Below are 20,994 nucleotides of genomic sequence, written 5' to 3'. Positions count from 1 at the left end.
TCAAAACTTTGCTGTAGTTTTGAGGGTTATTAAAAAGAAAAAATACAATTATGGCATCAGGATTTTTCGCAATCTTAGACGATATCGCTGCATTGATGGACGATGTAGCAATGACTAGTAAATTAGCAACCAAAAAAACAGCAGGAATTTTAGGTGACGACTTAGCAGTTAATGCGGAAAAAGCAACGGGATTTTTAGCTTCTAGAGAAATTCCGGTATTGTGGGCAATTACAAAAGGTTCGTTTATCAATAAATTGATTATTCTACCAGTAGTTTTTGTTTTGAATTGGTTATATCCACCAGCAATTAAAGTAGCTTTAATCATAGGAGGAATTTACTTGGCTTATGAAGGTGTGGAGAAAATAATCGAATATTTTTTTCATCATACTAAAAAAGGAGAAGAAGTTATTGCGGAAAGCGAATTAGAGGAAAATGACGAAAATTCTGAAAAAGCAAAAGTAAAATCGGCTATCAAAACCGATTTCATTTTATCCCTTGAAATTGTTATCATCGCTTTAGGAACTGCAATGGAAAAACAGCATCCGCTCATTACCCAAATTTTGAGTGTAACTTTTGTAGCAATTATTGCAACCATCGGAGTATACGGAATTGTAGCCTTTATTGTTCGAATGGATGATGCTGGATTTTATTTGATGAGAAAATCAGATAACAAAGGATTTATGTCATCTGTAGGTGGAATTTTAATCAAAGCTTTGCCACTAGTGATTAAAGGACTTGCTGTTTTAGGAACTATTGCACTTATCTTAGTTTCAGGAGGTATTTTTCTTCATAATATCGACTACTTACATCATTTAATTCCTCATAGCATTCCATCAACACTAGCTGAATTTGGTGTGGGAATCGCATTTGGGTTAGTAGCAGTTTTGTTGATTACGGGGTTTAAGAAGATAAAATTTTTTGTAAAAAACCAGTGATTTTGCTTAATTTACAGCTCAAAACTTTTTTCAAAAGAATCCCAAAATAATTTCTCATTTTATGCGTATACTACTATATTTGTAAGTTAGTAAAATAAAAAACCATGCATAAAGATAGTAAACGTAGAGAAGCCTTATTATATCACGCAAAACCAACGCCAGGAAAAATTCAGGTAGTTCCTACCAAAAAATATGCAACTCAAAGAGATTTAGCTTTGGCTTATTCTCCAGGAGTAGCAGAACCTTGTTTAGAAATTGAAAAAGACGTTAACAACGTTTATAAATATACCGCAAAAGGAAATTTAGTAGCTGTAATCTCAAACGGAACCGCAGTTTTAGGTTTAGGAGATATTGGTCCAGAAGCCTCAAAACCCGTAATGGAAGGAAAAGGTTTGTTGTTCAAAATCTTTGCCGATATTGATGTTTTTGATATTGAAGTGGATACTAAAGACGTAGACAAATTCATAGAAACGGTAAAAAATATCGCGCCAACTTTCGGTGGAATTAACTTAGAAGATATCAAAGCACCAGAATCTTTCGAAATTGAAAGACGTTTGGTAGAGGAATTGAATATTCCAGTAATGCACGATGACCAACACGGAACTGCTATTATTTCATCAGCCGCTTTATTGAATGCAGTAGAGTTAGCAGGAAAGAAAATGGATGAAGTGAAAATGGTTATTTCTGGGGCGGGTTCGGCTGCCATTGCATGTGCTAATTTATATGTTGCATTTGGTGTAAAGCCAGAAAATATCGTGATGTTCAATAGTAAAGGAGCATTACGTAAAGATGACCCTCGTGTTACAGATATGCAACGCCCTTATGCAACAGATAAACATTATGATGATTTGGCACACGCCATGAAAGGTGCTGATGTATTTATCGGATTGTCTTCTGGAGATATCGTTACGCCTGAAATGTTATTGTCTATGGCAGATAATCCAATTGTTTTTGCAATGGCAAATCCTACACCAGAGATCAACTACAATTTAGCTATCGATACGCGTAAAGATATCATTATGGCAACAGGTCGTTCAGATCATCCTAACCAAGTAAATAATGTATTAGGTTTCCCATTTATTTTCAGAGGGGCGCTAGATGTTAGAGCTACGAAAATTAATGAGGAAATGAAGAAAGCAGCCGTTGTAGCTTTAGCAGAATTAGCAAAAGAGTCGGTTCCAGAGCAAGTAAATATTGCCTATGGTGAAACAAAATTAACGTTTGGTCGCGATTATATTATTCCAAAACCTTTTGATCCGAGGTTAATTGCAGCAGTTCCGCCAGCCGTAGCCAAAGCTGCTATGGAATCAGGTGTAGCAACAGCTCCAATTACGGATTGGGAAAAATACAAAGACGAATTATTAGAGCGAATGGGTTCTGATAACAAAATGATTCGTTTGCTAACCAATAGAGCAAGAACCAATCCAAAACGCATTATTTTTGCTGAAGCGGATCAAATTGATGTATTGAAAGCGGCTCAAATTGTTCATGAAGAAGGTATTGGTTTCCCAATTTTATTAGGAAATTTAGAAATTATAAAAGAATTAAAAGAAGAAATTGGTTTTGATACTGAAGTGCCAATTTTTGATCCAAAAACCAAAGAATCTGAAGCGAAACGATTAGCGTATGCAAAACATTTTTGGGAGACCAGAAAGCGCAAAGGCATCACCTTGTTAGATGCAGAGAAATGGATGCGCGAGCGTAATTATTTTGGATTAATGATGGTTAACACGGGTGAAGCGGATGCAATGGTTACAGGATATTCTAGAAGTTACCCAACTACTATTAAACCTGTTATGCAATTGATTGATAAAGCACCTGGAGTTTCAAAAATTGCGACTACAAATATGATGATGACGGCAAGAGGACCAATTTTCTTGTCTGATACCGCAATAAATCCAAATCCTTCAGCAGATGATTTAGCAAGAATTGCTTTGATGACAGCTAAAACTGTTCGAATGTTCGGAATGGAGCCTGTTATTGCAATGGTTTCTTATTCAAATTTTGGTTCATCACATAATGAAGGACCAAGTAAAGTAAGTCAAGCTGTAGCTTATTTACATGAAAATTTCCCAGATTTAATTGTCGATGGAGAAATTCAAACAGACTTTGCATTAAATTCGGATATGTTAAAGAGTAAATTCCCGTTTTCAAAATTGGTAAATAAAAAAGTAAATACACTTATTTTTCCTAATTTAGACGCAGCAAATATTACTTATAAGTTATTGAAAGAGTTGAATAAAGCAGAATCTATTGGTCCAATTATTTTAGGATTAGACAAACCTGTACACGTTTTTCAATTAGGAGCTAGTGTAGAAGAAATGGTAAATATGGCTGCTGTAGCAGTTGTAGATGCTCAAGAAAAAGGAAGAAAACAAAATAAATTATAAGAAAGAAAGTATGATAGCCCATATCCAAGGTAGATTAGTTGAAAAAACACCAACCGAAGTCGTTATAGATTGTAATGGTGTGGGGTATCATATTAATATTTCATTACATACGTTTTCTCTATTACCAGAATCAGAAAGTTTAAAATTATTTACGTTTTTGCAAGTAAAAGAAGATGCTCATACGTTGTATGGTTTTGTTGAAAAACAAGAACGCGAATTATTTAAATTATTACTTTCGGTTTCAGGTGTTGGAGCTAGTACAGCAAGAACTATGTTGTCTTCACTTGCACCAAGTCAAATTATACAAGCGATTGCTTCAAATGATGTAGCCACAGTACAGTCTATGAAAGGAATTGGAGCTAAAACAGCACAACGTATTATTTTGGATTTGAAAGAAAAAGTGTTAAAAGTGTATAATTTAGATGAAGTTTCGGTAGTTCAAAGCAATACAAATAAAGATGAAGCGTTATCTGCATTAGAAGTTTTAGGATTTGCTAGAAAAGCAGCCGAAAAAGTAATAGATAGGATTATAAGAGAAACCCCAAATGCCTCTGTAGAGAACTTAATAAAACAAGCTTTAAAAAATTTATAAAACTTGAAAAATTTAATCTTAAAAGCTATAAATAAATTACAATATAGTCTTGCATTATTCTGTATGTTTTTTTCATTTTCACTACAAGCTCAAGTAGATGAAGAAGAAAAAGATTCTATTAAAACAGGTGTTGATTTGGGAAAATTGACTATGCCAAATCCTGTTAGTATATTAGATAGATATGTTTATGACGCAGCTTCGGATCGTTATATTTATACGAGTTCGGTAGACGGATTTAATATTAAGTATCCTATGATATTGACTCCAAAACAATATCAAGAGTTGGTCTTAAGAGAACAAATGCGTAAATATTACCAGGAAAAATCGTCGGCGATGGATGGTAAGAAAGATGGTTCTGAAGCGGCTAAAAAGAATTTGCTACCAAGGTATTATGTAAATTCGAAATTCTTTGAGAGTATTTTTGGAAGTAATACTATTGATGTAAAGCCAACTGGATCTGTAGAATTGGATTTAGGAGTGCGTTTTACAAAACAAGATAATCCTTCATTTTCGCCAAGAAATAGAAAAACTACAAGTTTTGATTTTGACCAAAGAATTAGTGTTGGATTACAAGGTAAAGTTGGTACGCGTTTAAATGTAAATGTTAATTACGATACGCAGTCAACTTTTGCTTTTCAGAATTTAATCAAATTAGAGTACACACCAACGGAAGATGATATCATTCAAAAAATTGAAGTTGGTAACGTAAGTTTTCCTTTGTCAAATTCATTGGTAAGAGGTGCGCAAAGTCTTTTCGGGGTTAAAGCACAATTGCAATTTGGGAAAACAACTTTTACAGGAGTTTTTTCAGAGCAAAAATCTCAAACGAAATCGGTTACATCGCAAGGAGGTGGTACTTTACAAGATTTTGAAGTTTTTGCATTAGACTATGATGCAGATCGCCATTATTTCTTATCGCAATATTTTAGAAACAATTATGATAGAGCACTCGAAACGTTTCCATATATAAATTCTCGTGTTCAAATTAATAGAATTGAAGTTTGGATAACGAACAAACAAAATAGAGTTAATTCAACTGAAAACAATCTTAGAAATATAGTAGCTCTTCAAGATTTAGGAGAAGCGCCATTAACTGGAGTATTGCCTCAAGAAACGGTTCATATTAATTTAGCAACCAATGCAGGTTTTTTTAATGTAGGAAATAATACACCTACAGACAACTCTAATAATAAGTATGATCCTAATGCAATAGGAAGTAACCTTTTAAATAGTTCTATTAGAGATGTTTCTTTAGCATCAAATGGATTCGCTACAAGTGTTGGTGCTTCAGAAGGTATAGATTTTGCTAAATTAGAAAATGCTAGAAAATTAACTCCTTCAGAATATACATATCATCCTCAATTAGGATACATCTCATTAAACCAAAGATTAGCTAATGACGAAGTTTTAGCTGTTGCTTATCAATATACAGTAGGTAGTGATGTTTATCAAGTAGGGGAATTTGGTACAGACGGTGTTGATGCTACTAACGTTGGGGGAACTGGTGTTCCAAATTCGCAAGCCTTGATTTTAAAATTATTGAAAAGTAACTTAACAATAAATGAATATACACTTTCGGGAGTAGATTATACAATGCCAACTTGGAATTTGATGATGAAAAATATTTATCAAATTCCTGGAGGATATCAATTACAGCAGGAAGATTTTAAATTAAACATTTTATATACGGATCCATCACCTTTAAATTATATTACAGCTGTAGACCCTAATGTTTTAGATTTGCCAAATGATGTCAAAAACACTCCTTTGCTTAAAGTGTTCAATTTGGATCAGTTAAATTATACTAATGACCCTCAAGAAGGTGGAGATGGTTTTTTTGATTTTTATCCAGGTTTAACAGTAGATACACAAAGAGGAAAAATTATTTTCCTAAAAGTTGAGCCTTTCGGAAGTCATTTATTCAACAAATTAGATGTTCCTGCATTACCAGAAAATTACGATGACCCATTAACATACAATAGCAATCAGGCAAAATACGTCTTCAGAAGTATGTATAAAAATACTCAAGCGGCTGCTTTGCAAGAAAGTGCTAAAAACAAATTCCAATTGAAAGGACGATTCAAGTCGATGGGTGGCGATGGAATTTCTATTGGGGCATTTAATGTGCCACAAGGTTCTGTTGTTGTAACTGCAGGAGGAAGAGTTTTAGTAGAAGGAGTTGATTATACGGTTAACTATCAAATGGGTAAGGTTAATATTTTAGACCCTTCACTACAAGCTTCTAATACACCAATTGAGGTTTCGGTTGAAAACAATTCGGTTTTTGGTCAGCAAACTAGAAGATTTTGGGGTTTAAATGTTGAGCACAAGTTTAATGATAAATTTTTAATGGGTGCTACCATTTTAAATATGTCTGAAAGACCGTTTACTACGAAATCAAATTACGGTCAAGAATCTGTAAACAATACAATTTTTGGATTCAACACTAATTTCTCTACAGAAGTTCCATTCTTCACAAGATTAGTAAATAAATTACCAAATATTGATACCGATGTTCCATCGAATTTGTCATTTAGAGCGGAAGTTGCCTACTTAAAACCTGGAGCGTCTAAAGCGGATCAGTTTAATGGTGAAGCAACAACTTATATTGATGATTTTGAAGGTTCGCAAACAACCATTGATATGCGCTCTCCGCAAGCTTGGACACTAGCAAGTGTGCCGCTTGAAGATAATTACGATGGTGTAGCTACTTCTGCTGAACCATTAATTGATGATTTGAGTGTTGGTAATAAAAGAAGTAAATTATCTTGGTATACAATTGACCCTGTTTTTTATACGCAAACACCATCTGGAATTGATGATAATGATATTTCGTTTAACAAAACAAGACGCGTTTACAGTAGAGAATTATATCCAGTTACTGATATTGCTCAAGGACAAACTACTGTTATTAGTACATTGGATTTGTCATATTATCCAAAAGATAGAGGGCCATACAATTATAATCCGAGTTTAAGTGCTACAAATCAGTTTACTGATACTGAAGCGCCAGAAACATGGGCGGGAATTATGCGTTCTATAAGTTCTACTAATTTTGAACAATCAAATGTAGAATATATTCAATTTTGGGTAATGGACCCATATTATGGTAATCCAGGTGATGTTGCAGACCCAACAAACGAAGGGAAATTGGTGTTCAATTTAGGTGAAATTTCTGAAGATATCCTTAAGGATGGTAGAAAATTATACGAAAACGGTCTGCCTGAAGTTGGTTCTACGCAACCAACAATTACTACAGAATGGGGGCAAGTTCCAGCATCTCAATCGTTGATTTATGCATTTGATACAAACGATGGGAATAGAGCTGTTCAGGATGCTGGTTTCGATGGTTTAACTGACGCTGAGGAAGCTGCAAAGTTTACCGATTTTGCTTCTTACCCAGATCCATCAGCGGATAATTATAGATTTTATTTAGATAGATCTGGAGATATTGTTACTCGATATAGAGATTATAATGGTTTTGAAGGTAATTCGCCGGTTTCAGTTACAAATGATAATAGAGGAAATACTACTTTTCCAGATGTAGAGGATGTAAATCGTGACAATACGATGAATACTATTAATGCTTACTTTAAATTTGAGGTTCCTTTTCAGTACTATCCTGATGGAGCTGTTCCAGTAGGTCAAAATTATATTGCTGATGTTAGAGAGGTTAGTAATGTTGATTTACCTAATGGAAATACAGGTAAAGCAAGATGGATTTTGTATAAAATTCCTATTTTAGAATTTACTGATGCAAATAAAGTTGGTCCAATTAATGATTTTCGTTCTATCCGTTTCATGAGAATGTACATGAGTGGTTTTAAAGATGAAGTGACTTTGCGTTTTGGAGCTTTAGATTTGGTACGTGGTGAATGGAGAAGATATACGGGTAATTTTGATGAATTAGATACAGATCCAGATGATCCAAATACTGGGTTTGATGTTGTTGCTTTAAATATTCAAGAAAATGGTCAGCGTTCGCCTATCAGATATGTTACGCCGCCAGGAGTAGTTCGTGAACAATTGTATAACAATAATACAGTAATCAATCAAAATGAACAATCACTTTCACTGCGTGTTTATGACAAATTAGGCGGTACAGTTAATGGTTTGGAACCAAATGATGCAAGAGCTGTATTTAAAAATGTAAGTGTTGATATGCGTCAGTTTAAAAAACTACGTATGTTTTTACATGCAGAAGGTGTTCAAGATGGAGACTTACAAGATGATGAATTAATTGCTTTTATTCGTTTTGGGAATGATTTTACTGATAATTTTTATCAAGTTGAAATTCCGTTAAAGGTTACAGATTTTGGGGCTTCGACAGCTGAAGCAGTTTGGCCAGCTGAAAATGAAATCGAATTGCCTTTAGATTTTTTAACTAAATTAAAGATTTTAAATCTTCAAAATGACCCAGCAATTGATTATACTGATCCTAGTGGAATTGGATTTATAGAGGAAGAAGATGTTAAAATAGGTTCTTCAGATAATAGGTTAACATTAGGTATTAAAGGAAATCCGAACTTTGGTTTGGTTAGAACTTTAATGATTGGGATTAAAAATAAAACAGGTAATATTCAACGTGGAGAAGTTTGGTTCAACGAGCTTCGTATGTCGGATATGGACAACAAAGGAGGTTATGCTGCTGTTGCTAATTTAGACACTAATTTAGCTGACTTTGCTACTGTTTCTGCTACAACTCGAATGAGTACAATTGGTTTTGGTTCATTAGAACAAGGTCCAAATGAAAGAAGTAGAGAAGATGTATTCCAGTATGATTTAGTAACAAATGTGAATCTTGGGAAATTATTGCCAAAAAAATGGGGAATAAATTTACCATTCAACTATGCGGTTGGAGAAGAGACAATTACACCAAAATTTGATCCGTTCTATCAAGATATTGAATTGGATCAATTGTTAGATATTACTTCAAATCCTGATGATCGTGCTAATTATGAAAACAGAGCTATAGATTATACTAAACGTACAAGTTTTAATTTAATAGGTGTTAAGAAAGAGAAGAATCCTGAAAAGAAAGCACATTTTTATGATGTCGAGAATTTAACATTATCGTACTCATTAAATGAAACAGAACATCATGATTATGAAATTGAAAATTTAATTGACAAGCAAAATAGAACTACTGTTGATTATGCTTATACATTTAAACCAAAAACTGTTGAACCTTTTAAAAACACTAAGTTGTTCAAGAAAAGTGGTTATTATAAAATGTTGAGCGATTTCAATTTTAACTTCTTGCCAACAAATATCTCGTTTAGTTCTAATATTATTCGTCAGTTCAATAGGCAGCGATTTAGATTAGTTGATGTAGAAGGAATTGGTCTAGGAGATTTGTATAGAAGAAATTATTTCTTTAATTACACTTATGGTTTTAATTATAATTTAACGAAGTCATTACGATTTAATTATACGGCTTCATCTAATAATATTGTGCGAAATTATTTAGATGAAAATAACTTACCAATTGATGGTTTGGATATTTGGGATGATTATTGGAATATTGGACAGTCAAATCAGCACAATCAACAATTGGTTGTTAATTACGATTTGCCAATAAATAAAATACCGGTTTTCAGTTTTGTTAAGTCTACTTATACGTATACAGGAGATTATAACTGGCAAAGAGCTTCAGATGCTTTTACAACAATTACTGGTGAAGATGGAAATGTTTATGCTTTAGGGAATACCATTCAAAATGCAAATTCTCATAAGTTGAATACAACTTTAAATATGGATTTGTTCTATAAATATGTAGGTTTAACTAAAACTAAAAACACTAAGAAAAAACAAGCTAATAACACCAAAGATAAAAATGCTGTTCCAAAACCTGGGCAACAAATAAAAGCGCCAAAAAACACTATTTCTTCTGAAAGAAGCGTTTTTATGAGTGGCTTAATTGGGGTAATTACTAGTGTTAAGAATATTCAGATAAATTATACGGAGAGTAATGGTACAGTTTTACCAGGTTATTTGCCAGGATTAGGTTTCTTCGGTACGTCTAAACCAACTCTAGGATTTGTTTTAGGAAGTCAATCGGATGTGCGTTATGAAGCAGCAAGAAATGGTTGGTTGACTTCTTTTCCGGAATTCAATCAGAACTTTACGCAAGTTCAAAATAAGAAATTGAATTTAACAGCTCAAATGGAAGTTTTTCCTGATTTGAAAATTGATTTAACTGCAGATAGAACTTATGCTTATAATTTCTCTGAACAATATGATGTAACAGGAGGTCAGTATAATTCTCGTTCACCATACGATTTTGGTAATTTTAATATTTCTACAATATTAATCAAAACAGCATTTTCACAAAGCGATGTGAATTTCTCTCAAGCTTTCCAAGATTTTAGAGATAATAGATTGGTAGTTGCAAATAGATTGGCTGAAGGATATTATGGAGGAACAACATTCCCAAGAGATGCTGAAGGATATCCTGTAGGTTATGGTAAAAATAGTCAACAAGTATTATTACCTTCATTCTTGGCCGCTTATTCTGGGCAAAGTGCTGATAAAGTTTCAACAGGTGTATTTAGAAATATGCCACTTCCAAATTGGACAATTAAATATACTGGTTTAATGCGTTACCAATGGTTCAAAGATAATTTTAAACGTTTTTCATTGCAACACGGATATAGAGCTAGTTACAACGTAAATGCATTTCGTTCCAATTTGAACACAGCTCCAGTTGATGCTAACGGTAACTTTTTTGCATCTAAAATTGTTTCAAATGTTAACTTAGCTGAGCAATTCAATCCACTAGTAAAGGTTGAGTTTGAAATGAAAAATTCAATCAAAGTTTTGGCAGAAATTAAAAAAGATAGAACTTTAAATATGAGTTTTGATAATAACTTGCTTACCGAGGTTAGTGGTAACGAATATATAATTGGTTTAGGTTATAGAATAAAAGATGTAACTATTAATTCTGCTTTAGCTGATAACGCAAGCGGAATTATAAAAAGTGATATTGAGATTAAAGCAGATTTTGCATTAAGAAAGAATAATACAATAGTTCGTTATTTAGATTATGATAATAACCAATTAGGCGGTGGACAAGATTTGTGGTCAATTAAGTTGACGGCGAATTATTCTTTTAGTAAAAATTTATCAGCTTTGTTCTTTTATGATCATCAGTTTTCACAAGCTGTTATTTCAACGTCTTTCCCTATTACAAATATTAGAGCCGGATTTACATTGCGATACAATTTTAGTAATTAATACTACTTTATAAAATATTTACAAACCATCTAAAATCTTATTTAGATGGTTTTTTTATTCAAAAAAATAACAAAAACCTTTTTTTCAATTCAATAAATACAATTACATTTGTACGTCAAAAAATTAAAACCAAATGAATATACCAACTAATTTAAAATACACTAAAGATCACGAATGGGTTTCAATCGATGGTGATGTTGCTACTGTAGGAATTACTGATTTTGCTCAAAAAGAATTGGGTGATATTGTATATGTTGAAGTAGAAACTTTAGATCAAACTTTAGATAAAGACGAAGTGTTTGGAACAGTTGAGGCTGTTAAAACAGTTTCTGATTTATTTTTACCTTTATCAGGTGAAATTATTGAATTTAATGATTCTTTAGAGTCTGATCCAGAAAAAGTAAACTCTGATCCTTATGGAGATGGTTGGATGGTAAAAGTAAAAATTTCTGATGCGTCTGAAGTAGATGCACTTTTATCAAGTGAAGATTATAAAGCGCTTATCGGAGCATAAATTTCTATTACTTGCCATTCTTTGGACAGTTGCAATAACTGTCGCTAGTTTGGTAAGTATGAGTTCGCTTCCAAGAGTTAAAATTGTTGGGAACGATAAAATAATACATTTTGTTTTTTACTTCGTATTTGTCATTTTGTGGGGCTTAGCTAATAAAAAATCTTATTTTAAGATAAAAAATGATTGGTCAATAGTCCTTTTTGCAATTGTTTATGGCATAATTATTGAGGTATTACAAGGCGTATTAACCAAAACAAGACAAGCTGATATTTATGATGCGCTAGCTAATTCATCAGGAGCCGTTGTAGGTTTTGTTAGTTTGTATTGTATGAAAAATAAAATTTTTAATAAATTTTTTTAAAACAGTTCTAATATTAACTATATTAGCACCTCAAAATTAAAATTATGGAAGTAAAGAAAAATCCTAATGTAGATCCTAAGAGAAATAGTTCGCTATATTTCCTTGTAGGTCTTACTGCTGTGTTATTGTTGACTTACGTTGGCATTGAGCTTAAATCAGAAGATCCAAGAGTAGAGGTTGAAAAATTAGATATAGTGGATAATTTTGTAGAAGATGAAGAGGCAATCTTAACTATGCCTCCTGTGCAAAAATTACCACCACCACCACCGCCAGCACCAGAAGTAATCCAAATCGTAGATAACAAACAAGTTATTGAAGATAAAAAAATTGAAACTACAGAGGTTGATGAAAACAAACCAGTTGTTGTAGTTAACAATGCATCTCAATATGGTAGCGAAGGTGGAACAGCTGAAGAAATTGATGAAGAAGTTCCTTTTGCAGTTATCGAAGATGTTCCTGTTTTTCCTGGTTGTGAAAAAGAGCCAAAAAATAGACGTTTAGAATGTTTTATGGAGCAAATGGCTAAGCATATTAAAAAGAATCAACAATATCCAGAGAGAGCGATGGAAGATGGAATTCAAGGTAGAGTTTCAGTTTTATTCGTAATCGATAAAGATGGTGGAATTACAAATGTACAAGTTAGAGGTCCTAAAGGTGGAGAGCTTTTAGAGAAAGAAGCAAAAAGAGTTATTGAAAAACTTCCTAAGTTTAAACCAGGAATGCAAAGAGGTAAACCTGTAAAAGTAAAATACAGTCAGCCAATTACATTCAAATTACAATAATATCAGATCCCAACTTTTTAGTTGGGATTTTTTTTGGCACATAAATTGTATAGGTTAATTAACAAACTGTTAACTATAAATCTATATACTTATGAAAGCAAATGTTGAGTTTCCGAAAAGAGCGAAAAATAGTTTCATCTATTTTCAAGTTGGTTTAATTGCCACTATGCTTGTTGTATTGTTTGTTCTTGAATTTAATTTCAAAAATGAGTCTAAGGCTGTTGCTTATATACCAACAACTGAAATATTTCCTGAGCCTACATTTGTTTATAATCCCGCACCGGCAACTAAACCACAAGAGTTAAGTAAGCCTGTAGTTGCAAAAGTTCCTAGAGTTGCTCATGTTTTTAAGCCAACAATAGATGAACCAAAGAAAGAAGATTCTAACACACAAATAGCAACACAAGACAATCCGAATAATACAAATACTGAGACAAATACTACTCCAAGCGATACTGATACTGGTAAAGAAAAAATACCTGTTGATAATCCAGTAGAGCCAAATGTTTTTTCTGTTGAAAGATTGCCAATGTTTCCAGCTTGTAAAGGTTTGAGTAGAGATCAACAAAAGGCATGTTTTGATGAGCAATTGGCCAAAGCTATTGTAAGAAATTTAATGTATCCTGAAGTGGATTTAAGTGATGGAAAACAAGGTGTTGCTCAGGTAGAGTTTGTAATTGATGAAAAAGGTGCGATTACTAATGTAAAAGCTATCAGCAATAAAAGATCAACTTTAGAAATGCAATTAGCTGCTGAAAAAGCGGTTAAAAAATTACCAAAAATAATTCCTGCAATGCAAGGAGATAAAGCGGTAAAAATCAAATACTCTATTCCAGTTGTGTTTAAAATTAGATAATGAAATATTATTTCTATAAAAAAGTCCCATTTCGATGGGATTTTTTTATTTTTACACTTTCGTAATCCAACGTAATATGAATATTAAACAATATTTAGATTCAACTTACCTTAAAACGGCTGCTCAAGCCAATCTTTCAGAAAAGGAAAACACCAAAGTTGTTGAGAATTGTATCCAAGAAGCGATCGATAATGATTTTAAATTAATTATGATTCGACCAGATAAAGTGGCTTTGGCTAAAAAAATGATTCAAGAAGCCAATTCCAAAGTTACAATTGGAACAGTGATTGATTTCCCTGAAGGTAATGGAACTCTAGAAGATAAGCTTGGTGAAGCAACTCAGGCTATCAAAAATGGTGTTGACGATTTGGATTATGTTGTCGATTATGAAGCTTTCAAAAGAGGTGAAATTGAAGCTGTAAAAGAACAAGTTTTTGAAGGAACAAAATTAGGATTAGCTCACAATAAAATAGTAAAATGGATTATTGAAGTGGCTGCGCTTGATAATCATCAAATTGTGCAACTTACAGCATTAATCAAAAATGTGGTAATTGCTAACTTTAGTGAAAAAGAATACGATAAAGTGTTTGTGAAATCTTCAACAGGTTTTTATAAAACTCCAGAAGGTGTTCCAAACGGAGCCACTTTTGCTACAATTAAATTAATGTTGGAAAACTCATGTCCGCTACCAGTAAAAGCGGCTGGTGGTGTTAGAACATACGAAGAAGCTGTTGAAATGATTCAACTTGGCGTTAAAAGAATTGGAACATCTGCTGCTAAAGCAATTGCGAATGGTGAAATAGCAAACAGCAATTATTAAAAAAGAGATTTAATGAGAAAAATATATTGTGTATTACTAATGGTTTTGGGTTTTGTAACGAATGCTCAAAATACTTCAAACGAACAATTTCCTAAATTTCCTGAATGTGAAAACGCAATAGGAAAACAACAAGAAAAATGTTTTTACAATACTCTTCAAAATTATTTTTACAACAATTTTAAAGTTCCGCAAGAGCTTCAAGAGCAAAATTACAAAGGTGTAGTTATTGCCGTTTTTGAAGTAGATACTATCGGGAATTTCAAAGTATTATACACAGATGCAGCACACGAATCTCTAAAAAATGAATCAAATCGTGTTTTTGGAACGTTGCCAAAAATCAAACCGGCTACTTATTCGGGAAAACCAACGTATTCTAAATTCTCTATTAAGATAAATATTCCGTTGGTTCCTTCAATGAGCGATGAGGAAGCTCAGGAAGCTATATTGACCAAGACCAATACAAGACTTATTGATAATAAGAAAGAATTGTTGGAATACGACGAAATAAAATTAAAACCTTTCGAAAATCCACAATTCAAAAGTACTGGAATTGTACAATTTTCACATCAAAATTATGGTGTTTTTGACGCGTTGTTAAATCAAGTAGGAAGTAATAACCATACAGCATCTAAACCATATTCTTATGATGAAGTTGCAAAATATTATGATTTTGAAACAGTAAATCAATCTTTTGCTAAACAAAAAGCTTCTTGGTGGGGAAGAAAATTATGGAATGAAAATTTAGTAGCCATTCAAGGCGAAGGTTATTGGTTTACATTGAATCCAATTTTTGATTTTAGATTAGGAAAAGATACAGAAAGTGAAGCTTCTAATACTTTTGTAAATACCAGAGGTTTGATTGTGACAGGAGGTTTGGGTTCACAATTGACTTTTACAACTTCGGTTTATGAAAGTCAAGGTCGATTTGCAGATTATTACAATACGTATGCCGAAAGTATTCGACCTTCAGGAGGAAATCCTGCTATTATTCCTGGCGTTGGAATTGCAAAACGTTTCAAAGAAGATGCGTACGATTTTCCTTTGGCCGAAGCTAATATCAAATATCAGCCAAGTAAGTTTATCAATCTTCAATTGGGTTACGGTAGAAATTTCTTAGGTGATGGATATCGTTCGTTATTGCAAAGTGATGCCACTAGTCCGTATCCGTATTTTAAAATCAATACTACATTTTGGAAAATAAAATACACCAATACCTACATGTGGTTGAAAGACGTTCGCGATGCAGCAACAATCGACGGAACCTATGCTACAAAATATATGGCAAGTCATTATTTGAGTTGGAATGTTACAAAACGATGGAATTTAGGTTTCTTCGAAAATGTTGTTTGGACAAATGCTAATGATAGAGGTTTTGATTTCAATTTTGTAAATCCATTGATTTTCTATAGAACTGTGGAGTTTGGTTCTTCTTCTAAAACAGGAAATGCATTATTAGGATTGACTTCAAAATACAAATGGAACAATCAAATTAATTTCTACGGACAATTTTTAATTGATGAATTTGCTATTGGCGATGTGAAAGAAAGCAATCAAAGTTGGAGAAATAAATTTGCTTACCAAATTGGAGCAAAATATTACGATGCTTTCAAAATAAAGAATTTATTACTACAGATAGAATACAACCAAGTGCGTCCTTACGTGTATTCGCATAGTAATCCAATAACAAACTACGGGCATAATAATCAAAGTATGGGACATGCTTGGGGAGCAAATTTCAGAGAATTAGTTGCAATTGCTCGTTATTACAGAGGAAGATATTTTGCAGATGCGAAGTTAATTTATGGACAACGTGGATTTGATTTTAACAACGGAACCGATAACTTCAACTACGGAGGGAATATTTATTTGGACTATGACGAAAATCGTCCTTATGACACCGGAGTTTCAATTGCGCAAGGAAACAAAACAACTGTTATGATTGCTGATTTGCAAGTAGGTTACTTAGTGAATCCAGCATATAATTTAAAAGTTTTCGGGAATGTGTTGTTAAGAAATTTCGATCCAACAGCTGAAACGGCTACATCTGTAAAATCAAACACGACTTGGTTTTCAATTGGACTTAGAAGCGATTTATTTAACTGGTATTTTGATTATTAGTAGATTTAACGAATTTTCTAAATTGTAAATTCTAAAATCTAATTTTCATATCGTATCTTTGCGCGCAATTTCACAGCGAAAAACACAAAAGTGGACACGAATACACAACCTCAAATTCAGAAATCGTTATACAAAGACTTTGTAGAAATTACTAAGGCACGCTTGTCTATTAGTGTAGTGGTTTCTACCATTGCAGGATATTTGTTAGGATTTAATGAGGAACAACCTTTTGAATGGTTGGTTTTATTGCTTTTGGTTGTTGGTGGTTATTGCATGGTGGGTGCTTCTAATGTTTTCAATCAAATCATCGAAATTGAATTGGATGCCAAAATGGATCGAACTAAAAATCGTCCGTTACCTTCTGGTCGTATTTCTAAACAAAAAGCGTTTATTTTAGGTTTTATTTTAACCGTTTTAGGATTGACTATCTTGTATAATGTAAATCCTAAAACCGCTATGTTTGGTGCAATTTCGATTTTCATGTATGTGAGTTTGTATACGCCATTAAAAACCGTGACACCTTTGTCGGTTTTTGTAGGTGCTTTTCCAGGGGCAATTCCTTTTATGTTGGGTTGGGTTGCGGCTACAGGTCAATTTGGAATAGAAGCAGGAACTTTATTTATTATACAATTCTTTTGGCAATTTCCTCATTTTTGGGCAATCGGCTGGTTTTTATATGAAGATTATGAAAAGGCAGGATTTTTCATGTTACCAACAGGGAAACGCGATAAAAAAACAGCTTTACAAACCATTTTATATACTATTTGGATGATTTTAGCTTCGGTAATTCCAGTTTTTGGGTTTACAGGTAAATTAATGTTGTCTAAAATTTCGGCAGGATTGGTTGTGTTGTTAGGATTATGGATGTTGTTTTATGCGGTTAAACTTTACAAAGAAATGGATGCGAAAGCGGCAAGAAAGCTTATGATAATTAGCGTTTCTTATATTTCTTTGTTACAAATAATATATGTTTTAGATAAATTTTTACGATAGTTATGGAAAATAGAATGACATTCGAAGAAGAACAAGCTAGAAAAGGAAGAACTTACAAAATGTTGTTGTGGTTTGGAATGATTAGTATTTGTATGATTTTCGCTGGTTTAACAAGTGCTTATGTAGTAAGTAAATCACGACCAGATTGGTTAAAAGATTTTGTTCTGCCTTCGGCTTTCGTAGCGAGTACTGTGGCAATGTTAGTTAGTAGTTTTACTTTTTATTTAGCGTTGCAAGCAACAAAAAAAGATAATAGAAGTGGTGCTTCAATGTTTTTATTGATTACATTAGCGCTTGGAATTACATTTATAGTATTACAGTTTAAAGGATTTGGGCAAGTAATCGAAAATGGCTATTTTTTTACTGGAAGTGAAAGTAATGTAACAACTTCATTTTTATATATTGCTGTTTTAGTTCATATTGCGCACCTTTTAGGAGGTATAATTTCACTTTTAGTAGTAATTTATAATCATTATAAACAAAAATACAATTCGGCTCAAACCCTTGGTATAGAGCTAAGTGCGATGTATTGGCACTTTATGGATTTTATTTGGGTTTATTTGTTTTTATTTTTCTATTTTTTCAAATAGAAAAAAAATAATAAATTTGGGAACTTTTTAACAATTAAAAAATTTATGGGAGCGACAGTTATTTCAGACGAACACGCTTTAGACGGAGGTCCAGGACCATTAGGGGCAACCTATGGTAAAATGATGATGTGGTATTTCATCTTATCAGATGCATTAACCTTTTCTGGTTTCTTAGCTGCGTATGGTTTTTCAAGATTTAAATTCATTGAAACTTGGCCTATCGCGGATGAAGTTTTTAACCACTTTCCATTTTTACACGGTGTAAACGCGCCAATGTATTATGTAGCGTTAATGACTTTTATCTTAATTTTCTCTTCAGTTACTATGGTTTTAGCTGTTGATGCTGGTCATCACTTGAAAAAATCGAAAGTAGCTTTCTACATGTTTTTAACTATTATTGGAGGTTTTATCTTCTTAGGTTCTCAAGCTTGGGAATGGAAAAATTTCATCAAAGGAGAATATGGAGCTGTTGAAACAAAAGGTGGTTCTATCTTACAATTTGTTCAAAAGCAAGAAGACGGAACTTATAAAAGAGTTGCTTTAGCTGATTTTGCTGCTACTTTACCAGAAGCAAGAGAGCAATTGAATAGAAATAACGGTATGTGGTTTATGAGCGAAGCTTCATTACCATCTTATTCAGTAAATGAAGTTGTTGAAGGTTTTAAAGCTGATGAGTCTATTTTAGTTCGTTCGGAGTTTTTAAATGCTGAAAAACATAAAACGGTTTTATCTAGAGAAGAATCTTTAAAAAGATTAAGCGAAGCTAAATATGTTGTTGAAGGAGCTAACTTAGTTAGAAACGAGTACGGACATAAATTATTTGCTAATTTCTTCTTCTTCATTACTGGTTTCCACGGTTTCCACGTATTTACAGGAGTATTAATTAATATCATCATTTTCTTTAATGTGTTATTAGGTACTTACGAGAAAAGAAAAAGCTACGAAATGGTTGAAAAAGTTGGATTGTACTGGCACTTTGTCGATTTAGTGTGGGTATTCGTATTTACTTTCTTCTATTTAGTATAATTATATAATAAGATTTATCATGGCACACGCACACGAATCAAATACAAAAAGAATTTGGGTAGTTTTTGGAATACTATCTGTAATTACTATCGTAGAAGTTTTATTCGGTATCTATAAACCAAAATCATTACATTTTACTAATGTTTTAGGTATGAACTTACTTAACTGGTTGTTCATCATCTTAACAATTGTAAAAGCTTACTATATTACTTGGGCTTTCATGCACATGGAAGGTGAGAAAAAATGGTTTAGAAGATCTATCGTTTGGACAGTAGTATTCTTAATCCTTTACTTATGTTTTATTTTATTAGTAGAAGGAGACTACATTTATGAAGTTTATAAAACTGGTCACTTAAAGTGGATATTTTAACACTAGTTTCTAATATATAATCCCGATTTACATCGGGATTTTTTTTATTTTTGTACGAACAAAATTAGTTTCATTTAATGAAAAATAAATTAGTCCTCATTTCTCTTTTTATATTGCCTATCGCCATTTATTTGGTGTTTTCTACGGCATCTCATAATTCACTTTTTTTACCAACAATCTCTAAGAATAATAAAGATATTCCAGCCGATTGGATTGGTTTAGAAGGTACAAAAGAATCAATGAAAGGAAAAATCACCGTTCTTGGTTTTGTTGGAGATAAAGTAATTGAAAATCGCGGCAACTTTTTTAATCTAAATCAGAAGATTTACAACAAGTATAAAGGCTTTAAAGATTTTCAAATGATTATGGTAGTGCCTTTAGGAAATGAAAAGGATTGTCAACAAATTATTGATGAATTAGCACCTATTACTGGTGATATGAGTGGTTGGAAATTTGTTTTTTCAACACCAGAGAAGATTCAAGAATTTTACGATAGTTATAAATTGATTGGGCAACTTGATGAGAATAAAGGAACGCCTGCTGTTATAATAGTTGATAAAGAATTGAATCATCGTGGTAGAAAAGGAAAAAACAAGCAAGGCGAAAGCGAGTATAAAGAAAGTTATAATACAATTTCGGCTGCTGATTTACACAATGAAATGACGGATGATATCAAAATCATTTTGCGTGAATATAGATTAGCGCTTAAAAAGAATAAAAACGAAAGAAAAGACGCTTTTAGAGATAATATTAAAGAGAATATTGAAAAACAAAAATAAAGAGAATGAAAAATAAATCGTATATTGGGATTTCATTTATTGTTTTAATTTTCGGGATTTGGGCAGTACCAAAAATTGTTGGAAAATTTCAAAAATCTGATTTAGTTGAAATCGGTCCAGTACCAGCTTTCAAACTAACCAATCAAAATAATAAAACTATTTCAAATGAAGATTATCTAGGTAAAGTATATGTGGTTGAGTTTTTCTTTTCAACTTGTCCTACTATTTGTCCAAAAATGAATCAAAGCATGTTGCAATTGCAAGATGAATTTTATGGTAATCCTAATTTTGGTATTGCATCTATTACAATTAATCCAGAACATGATACTTCAAAAGTATTAAAAGAACATGCTGATTTGTTAGGCGTAAAGCATTATAACTGGCATTTTTTAACTGGAGATAAGGCGTATATTTTCAATTTGGCAAATAAAGGATTTAATTTATATGCTGGTGTGAATAATAAAGTCGCTGGCGGATTTGAGCATTCGGGATTATTTGCTTTAATTGATAAAGAAGGAAAAATTAGATGTAGAAAAGACGCTCAAGGAAATCCAATTTTATATTATGATGGATTGGAAGAATCAGGAGTAGAAGCAATCAAAGAAGATATTAAAAAATTATTAGAGGAGTAA

General features: G+C 32.6%; 16 protein-coding genes. All 16 read left to right on the top strand.

The window, feature by feature from the left end:
- The first annotated feature begins 50 nt into the window (after nt 1-50).
- The 16 genes from LOS89_RS11275 (at nt 51) to LOS89_RS11200 (ending at nt 20,994) form a co-directional block, all read left to right on the top strand.
- Nucleotides 51-935 (top strand): DUF808 domain-containing protein, encoded by an 885-nt coding sequence (locus LOS89_RS11275; protein WP_231835346.1) that lies wholly within the window; start codon nt 51-53, stop codon nt 933-935.
- Between the two features lie 104 nt (nt 936-1,039).
- Nucleotides 1,040-3,325 (top strand): NADP-dependent malic enzyme, encoded by a 2,286-nt coding sequence (locus LOS89_RS11270; RefSeq protein WP_231835345.1) that lies wholly within the window; start codon nt 1,040-1,042, stop codon nt 3,323-3,325.
- A gap of 10 nt (nt 3,326-3,335) precedes the next feature.
- Nucleotides 3,336-3,917, top strand: coding sequence for a Holliday junction branch migration protein RuvA (gene ruvA / locus LOS89_RS11265; RefSeq protein WP_231835344.1), 582 nt, complete (start codon nt 3,336-3,338; stop codon nt 3,915-3,917).
- Between the two features lie 63 nt (nt 3,918-3,980).
- A complete protein-coding gene (sov, locus tag LOS89_RS11260) occupies nt 3,981-11,153 on the top strand; it encodes a T9SS outer membrane translocon Sov/SprA (protein WP_231837072.1) in 7,173 nt (2,390 codons plus the stop codon).
- 133 nt (nt 11,154-11,286) lie between these two features.
- Nucleotides 11,287-11,667, top strand: coding sequence for a glycine cleavage system protein GcvH (gene gcvH, locus LOS89_RS11255; RefSeq protein WP_231835343.1), 381 nt, complete (start codon nt 11,287-11,289; stop codon nt 11,665-11,667).
- Nucleotides 11,636-12,028, top strand: coding sequence for a VanZ family protein (locus LOS89_RS11250; RefSeq protein WP_231835342.1), 393 nt, complete (start codon nt 11,636-11,638; stop codon nt 12,026-12,028). Before gcvH ends, LOS89_RS11250 begins: the two co-directional genes overlap by 32 nt.
- Before the next feature lie 44 nt (nt 12,029-12,072).
- Nucleotides 12,073-12,810, top strand: coding sequence for an energy transducer TonB (locus LOS89_RS11245; protein ID WP_231835341.1), 738 nt, complete (start codon nt 12,073-12,075; stop codon nt 12,808-12,810).
- 91 nt (nt 12,811-12,901) lie between these two features.
- Entirely contained in the window at nt 12,902-13,666 is a 765-nt protein-coding gene (locus tag LOS89_RS11240; protein WP_231835340.1) for an energy transducer TonB, read from the top strand.
- Nucleotides 13,667-13,742: 76 nt separating this feature from the next.
- Entirely contained in the window at nt 13,743-14,486 is a 744-nt protein-coding gene (deoC, locus tag LOS89_RS11235; protein ID WP_231837071.1) for a deoxyribose-phosphate aldolase, read from the top strand.
- 12 nt (nt 14,487-14,498) lie between these two features.
- Nucleotides 14,499-16,604 carry a gliding motility outer membrane protein RemB gene (gene remB, locus LOS89_RS11230; RefSeq protein ID WP_231835339.1) on the top strand — a complete coding sequence of 702 codons (2,106 nt, stop codon included), beginning with the start codon at nt 14,499-14,501 and terminating at the stop codon, nt 16,602-16,604.
- A gap of 90 nt (nt 16,605-16,694) precedes the next feature.
- Nucleotides 16,695-17,597 (top strand): heme o synthase, encoded by a 903-nt coding sequence (cyoE, locus tag LOS89_RS11225; protein WP_231835338.1) that lies wholly within the window; start codon nt 16,695-16,697, stop codon nt 17,595-17,597.
- 2 nt (nt 17,598-17,599) lie between these two features.
- Nucleotides 17,600-18,187, top strand: a complete 588-nt coding sequence (locus LOS89_RS11220) for a cytochrome c oxidase subunit 3 (protein WP_231835337.1) — start codon at nt 17,600-17,602, stop codon at nt 18,185-18,187.
- A gap of 45 nt (nt 18,188-18,232) precedes the next feature.
- Nucleotides 18,233-19,213 (top strand): cytochrome c oxidase subunit 3, encoded by a 981-nt coding sequence (locus LOS89_RS11215; protein WP_231835336.1) that lies wholly within the window; start codon nt 18,233-18,235, stop codon nt 19,211-19,213.
- Nucleotides 19,214-19,232: 19 nt separating this feature from the next.
- Nucleotides 19,233-19,583, top strand: coding sequence for a cytochrome C oxidase subunit IV family protein (locus LOS89_RS11210; protein ID WP_231835335.1), 351 nt, complete (start codon nt 19,233-19,235; stop codon nt 19,581-19,583).
- 77 nt (nt 19,584-19,660) lie between these two features.
- Nucleotides 19,661-20,362, top strand: coding sequence for a hypothetical protein (locus LOS89_RS11205; RefSeq protein ID WP_231835334.1), 702 nt, complete (start codon nt 19,661-19,663; stop codon nt 20,360-20,362).
- A gap of 5 nt (nt 20,363-20,367) precedes the next feature.
- Nucleotides 20,368-20,994 carry an SCO family protein gene (locus tag LOS89_RS11200; RefSeq protein WP_231835333.1) on the top strand — a complete coding sequence of 209 codons (627 nt, stop codon included), beginning with the start codon at nt 20,368-20,370 and terminating at the stop codon, nt 20,992-20,994.

Source organism: Flavobacterium channae, from assembly GCF_021172165.1.
Lineage (GTDB): Bacteria > Bacteroidota > Bacteroidia > Flavobacteriales > Flavobacteriaceae > Flavobacterium > Flavobacterium channae.
Note: the sequence above shows the minus strand (reverse complement) of the source record. Positions and strands in the feature narration are given on the sequence as shown.

Excerpts from the sequence above, each read along its gene's own strand:
- LOS89_RS11220 (WP_231835337.1), top strand. The coding sequence starts at position 17,600 with ATGGAAAATAGAATGACATTCGAAGAAGAACAAGCTAGAAAAGGAAGA.
- LOS89_RS11240 (WP_231835340.1), top strand. The coding sequence starts at position 12,902 with ATGAAAGCAAATGTTGAGTTTCCGAAAAGAGCGAAAAATAGTTTCATC.
- deoC (WP_231837071.1), top strand. The coding sequence starts at position 13,743 with ATGAATATTAAACAATATTTAGATTCAACTTACCTTAAAACGGCTGCT.
- LOS89_RS11210 (WP_231835335.1), top strand. The coding sequence starts at position 19,233 with ATGGCACACGCACACGAATCAAATACAAAAAGAATTTGGGTAGTTTTT.
- LOS89_RS11270 (WP_231835345.1), top strand. The coding sequence starts at position 1,040 with ATGCATAAAGATAGTAAACGTAGAGAAGCCTTATTATATCACGCAAAA.
- LOS89_RS11200 (WP_231835333.1), top strand. The coding sequence starts at position 20,368 with ATGAAAAATAAATCGTATATTGGGATTTCATTTATTGTTTTAATTTTC.
- remB (WP_231835339.1), top strand. The coding sequence starts at position 14,499 with ATGAGAAAAATATATTGTGTATTACTAATGGTTTTGGGTTTTGTAACG.
- LOS89_RS11205 (WP_231835334.1), top strand. The coding sequence starts at position 19,661 with ATGAAAAATAAATTAGTCCTCATTTCTCTTTTTATATTGCCTATCGCC.
- LOS89_RS11215 (WP_231835336.1), top strand. The coding sequence starts at position 18,233 with ATGGGAGCGACAGTTATTTCAGACGAACACGCTTTAGACGGAGGTCCA.
- LOS89_RS11245 (WP_231835341.1), top strand. The coding sequence starts at position 12,073 with ATGGAAGTAAAGAAAAATCCTAATGTAGATCCTAAGAGAAATAGTTCG.
- ruvA (WP_231835344.1), top strand. The coding sequence starts at position 3,336 with ATGATAGCCCATATCCAAGGTAGATTAGTTGAAAAAACACCAACCGAA.
- gcvH (WP_231835343.1), top strand. The coding sequence starts at position 11,287 with ATGAATATACCAACTAATTTAAAATACACTAAAGATCACGAATGGGTT.
- LOS89_RS11275 (WP_231835346.1), top strand. The coding sequence starts at position 51 with ATGGCATCAGGATTTTTCGCAATCTTAGACGATATCGCTGCATTGATG.
- sov (WP_231837072.1), top strand. The coding sequence starts at position 3,981 with ATGTTTTTTTCATTTTCACTACAAGCTCAAGTAGATGAAGAAGAAAAA.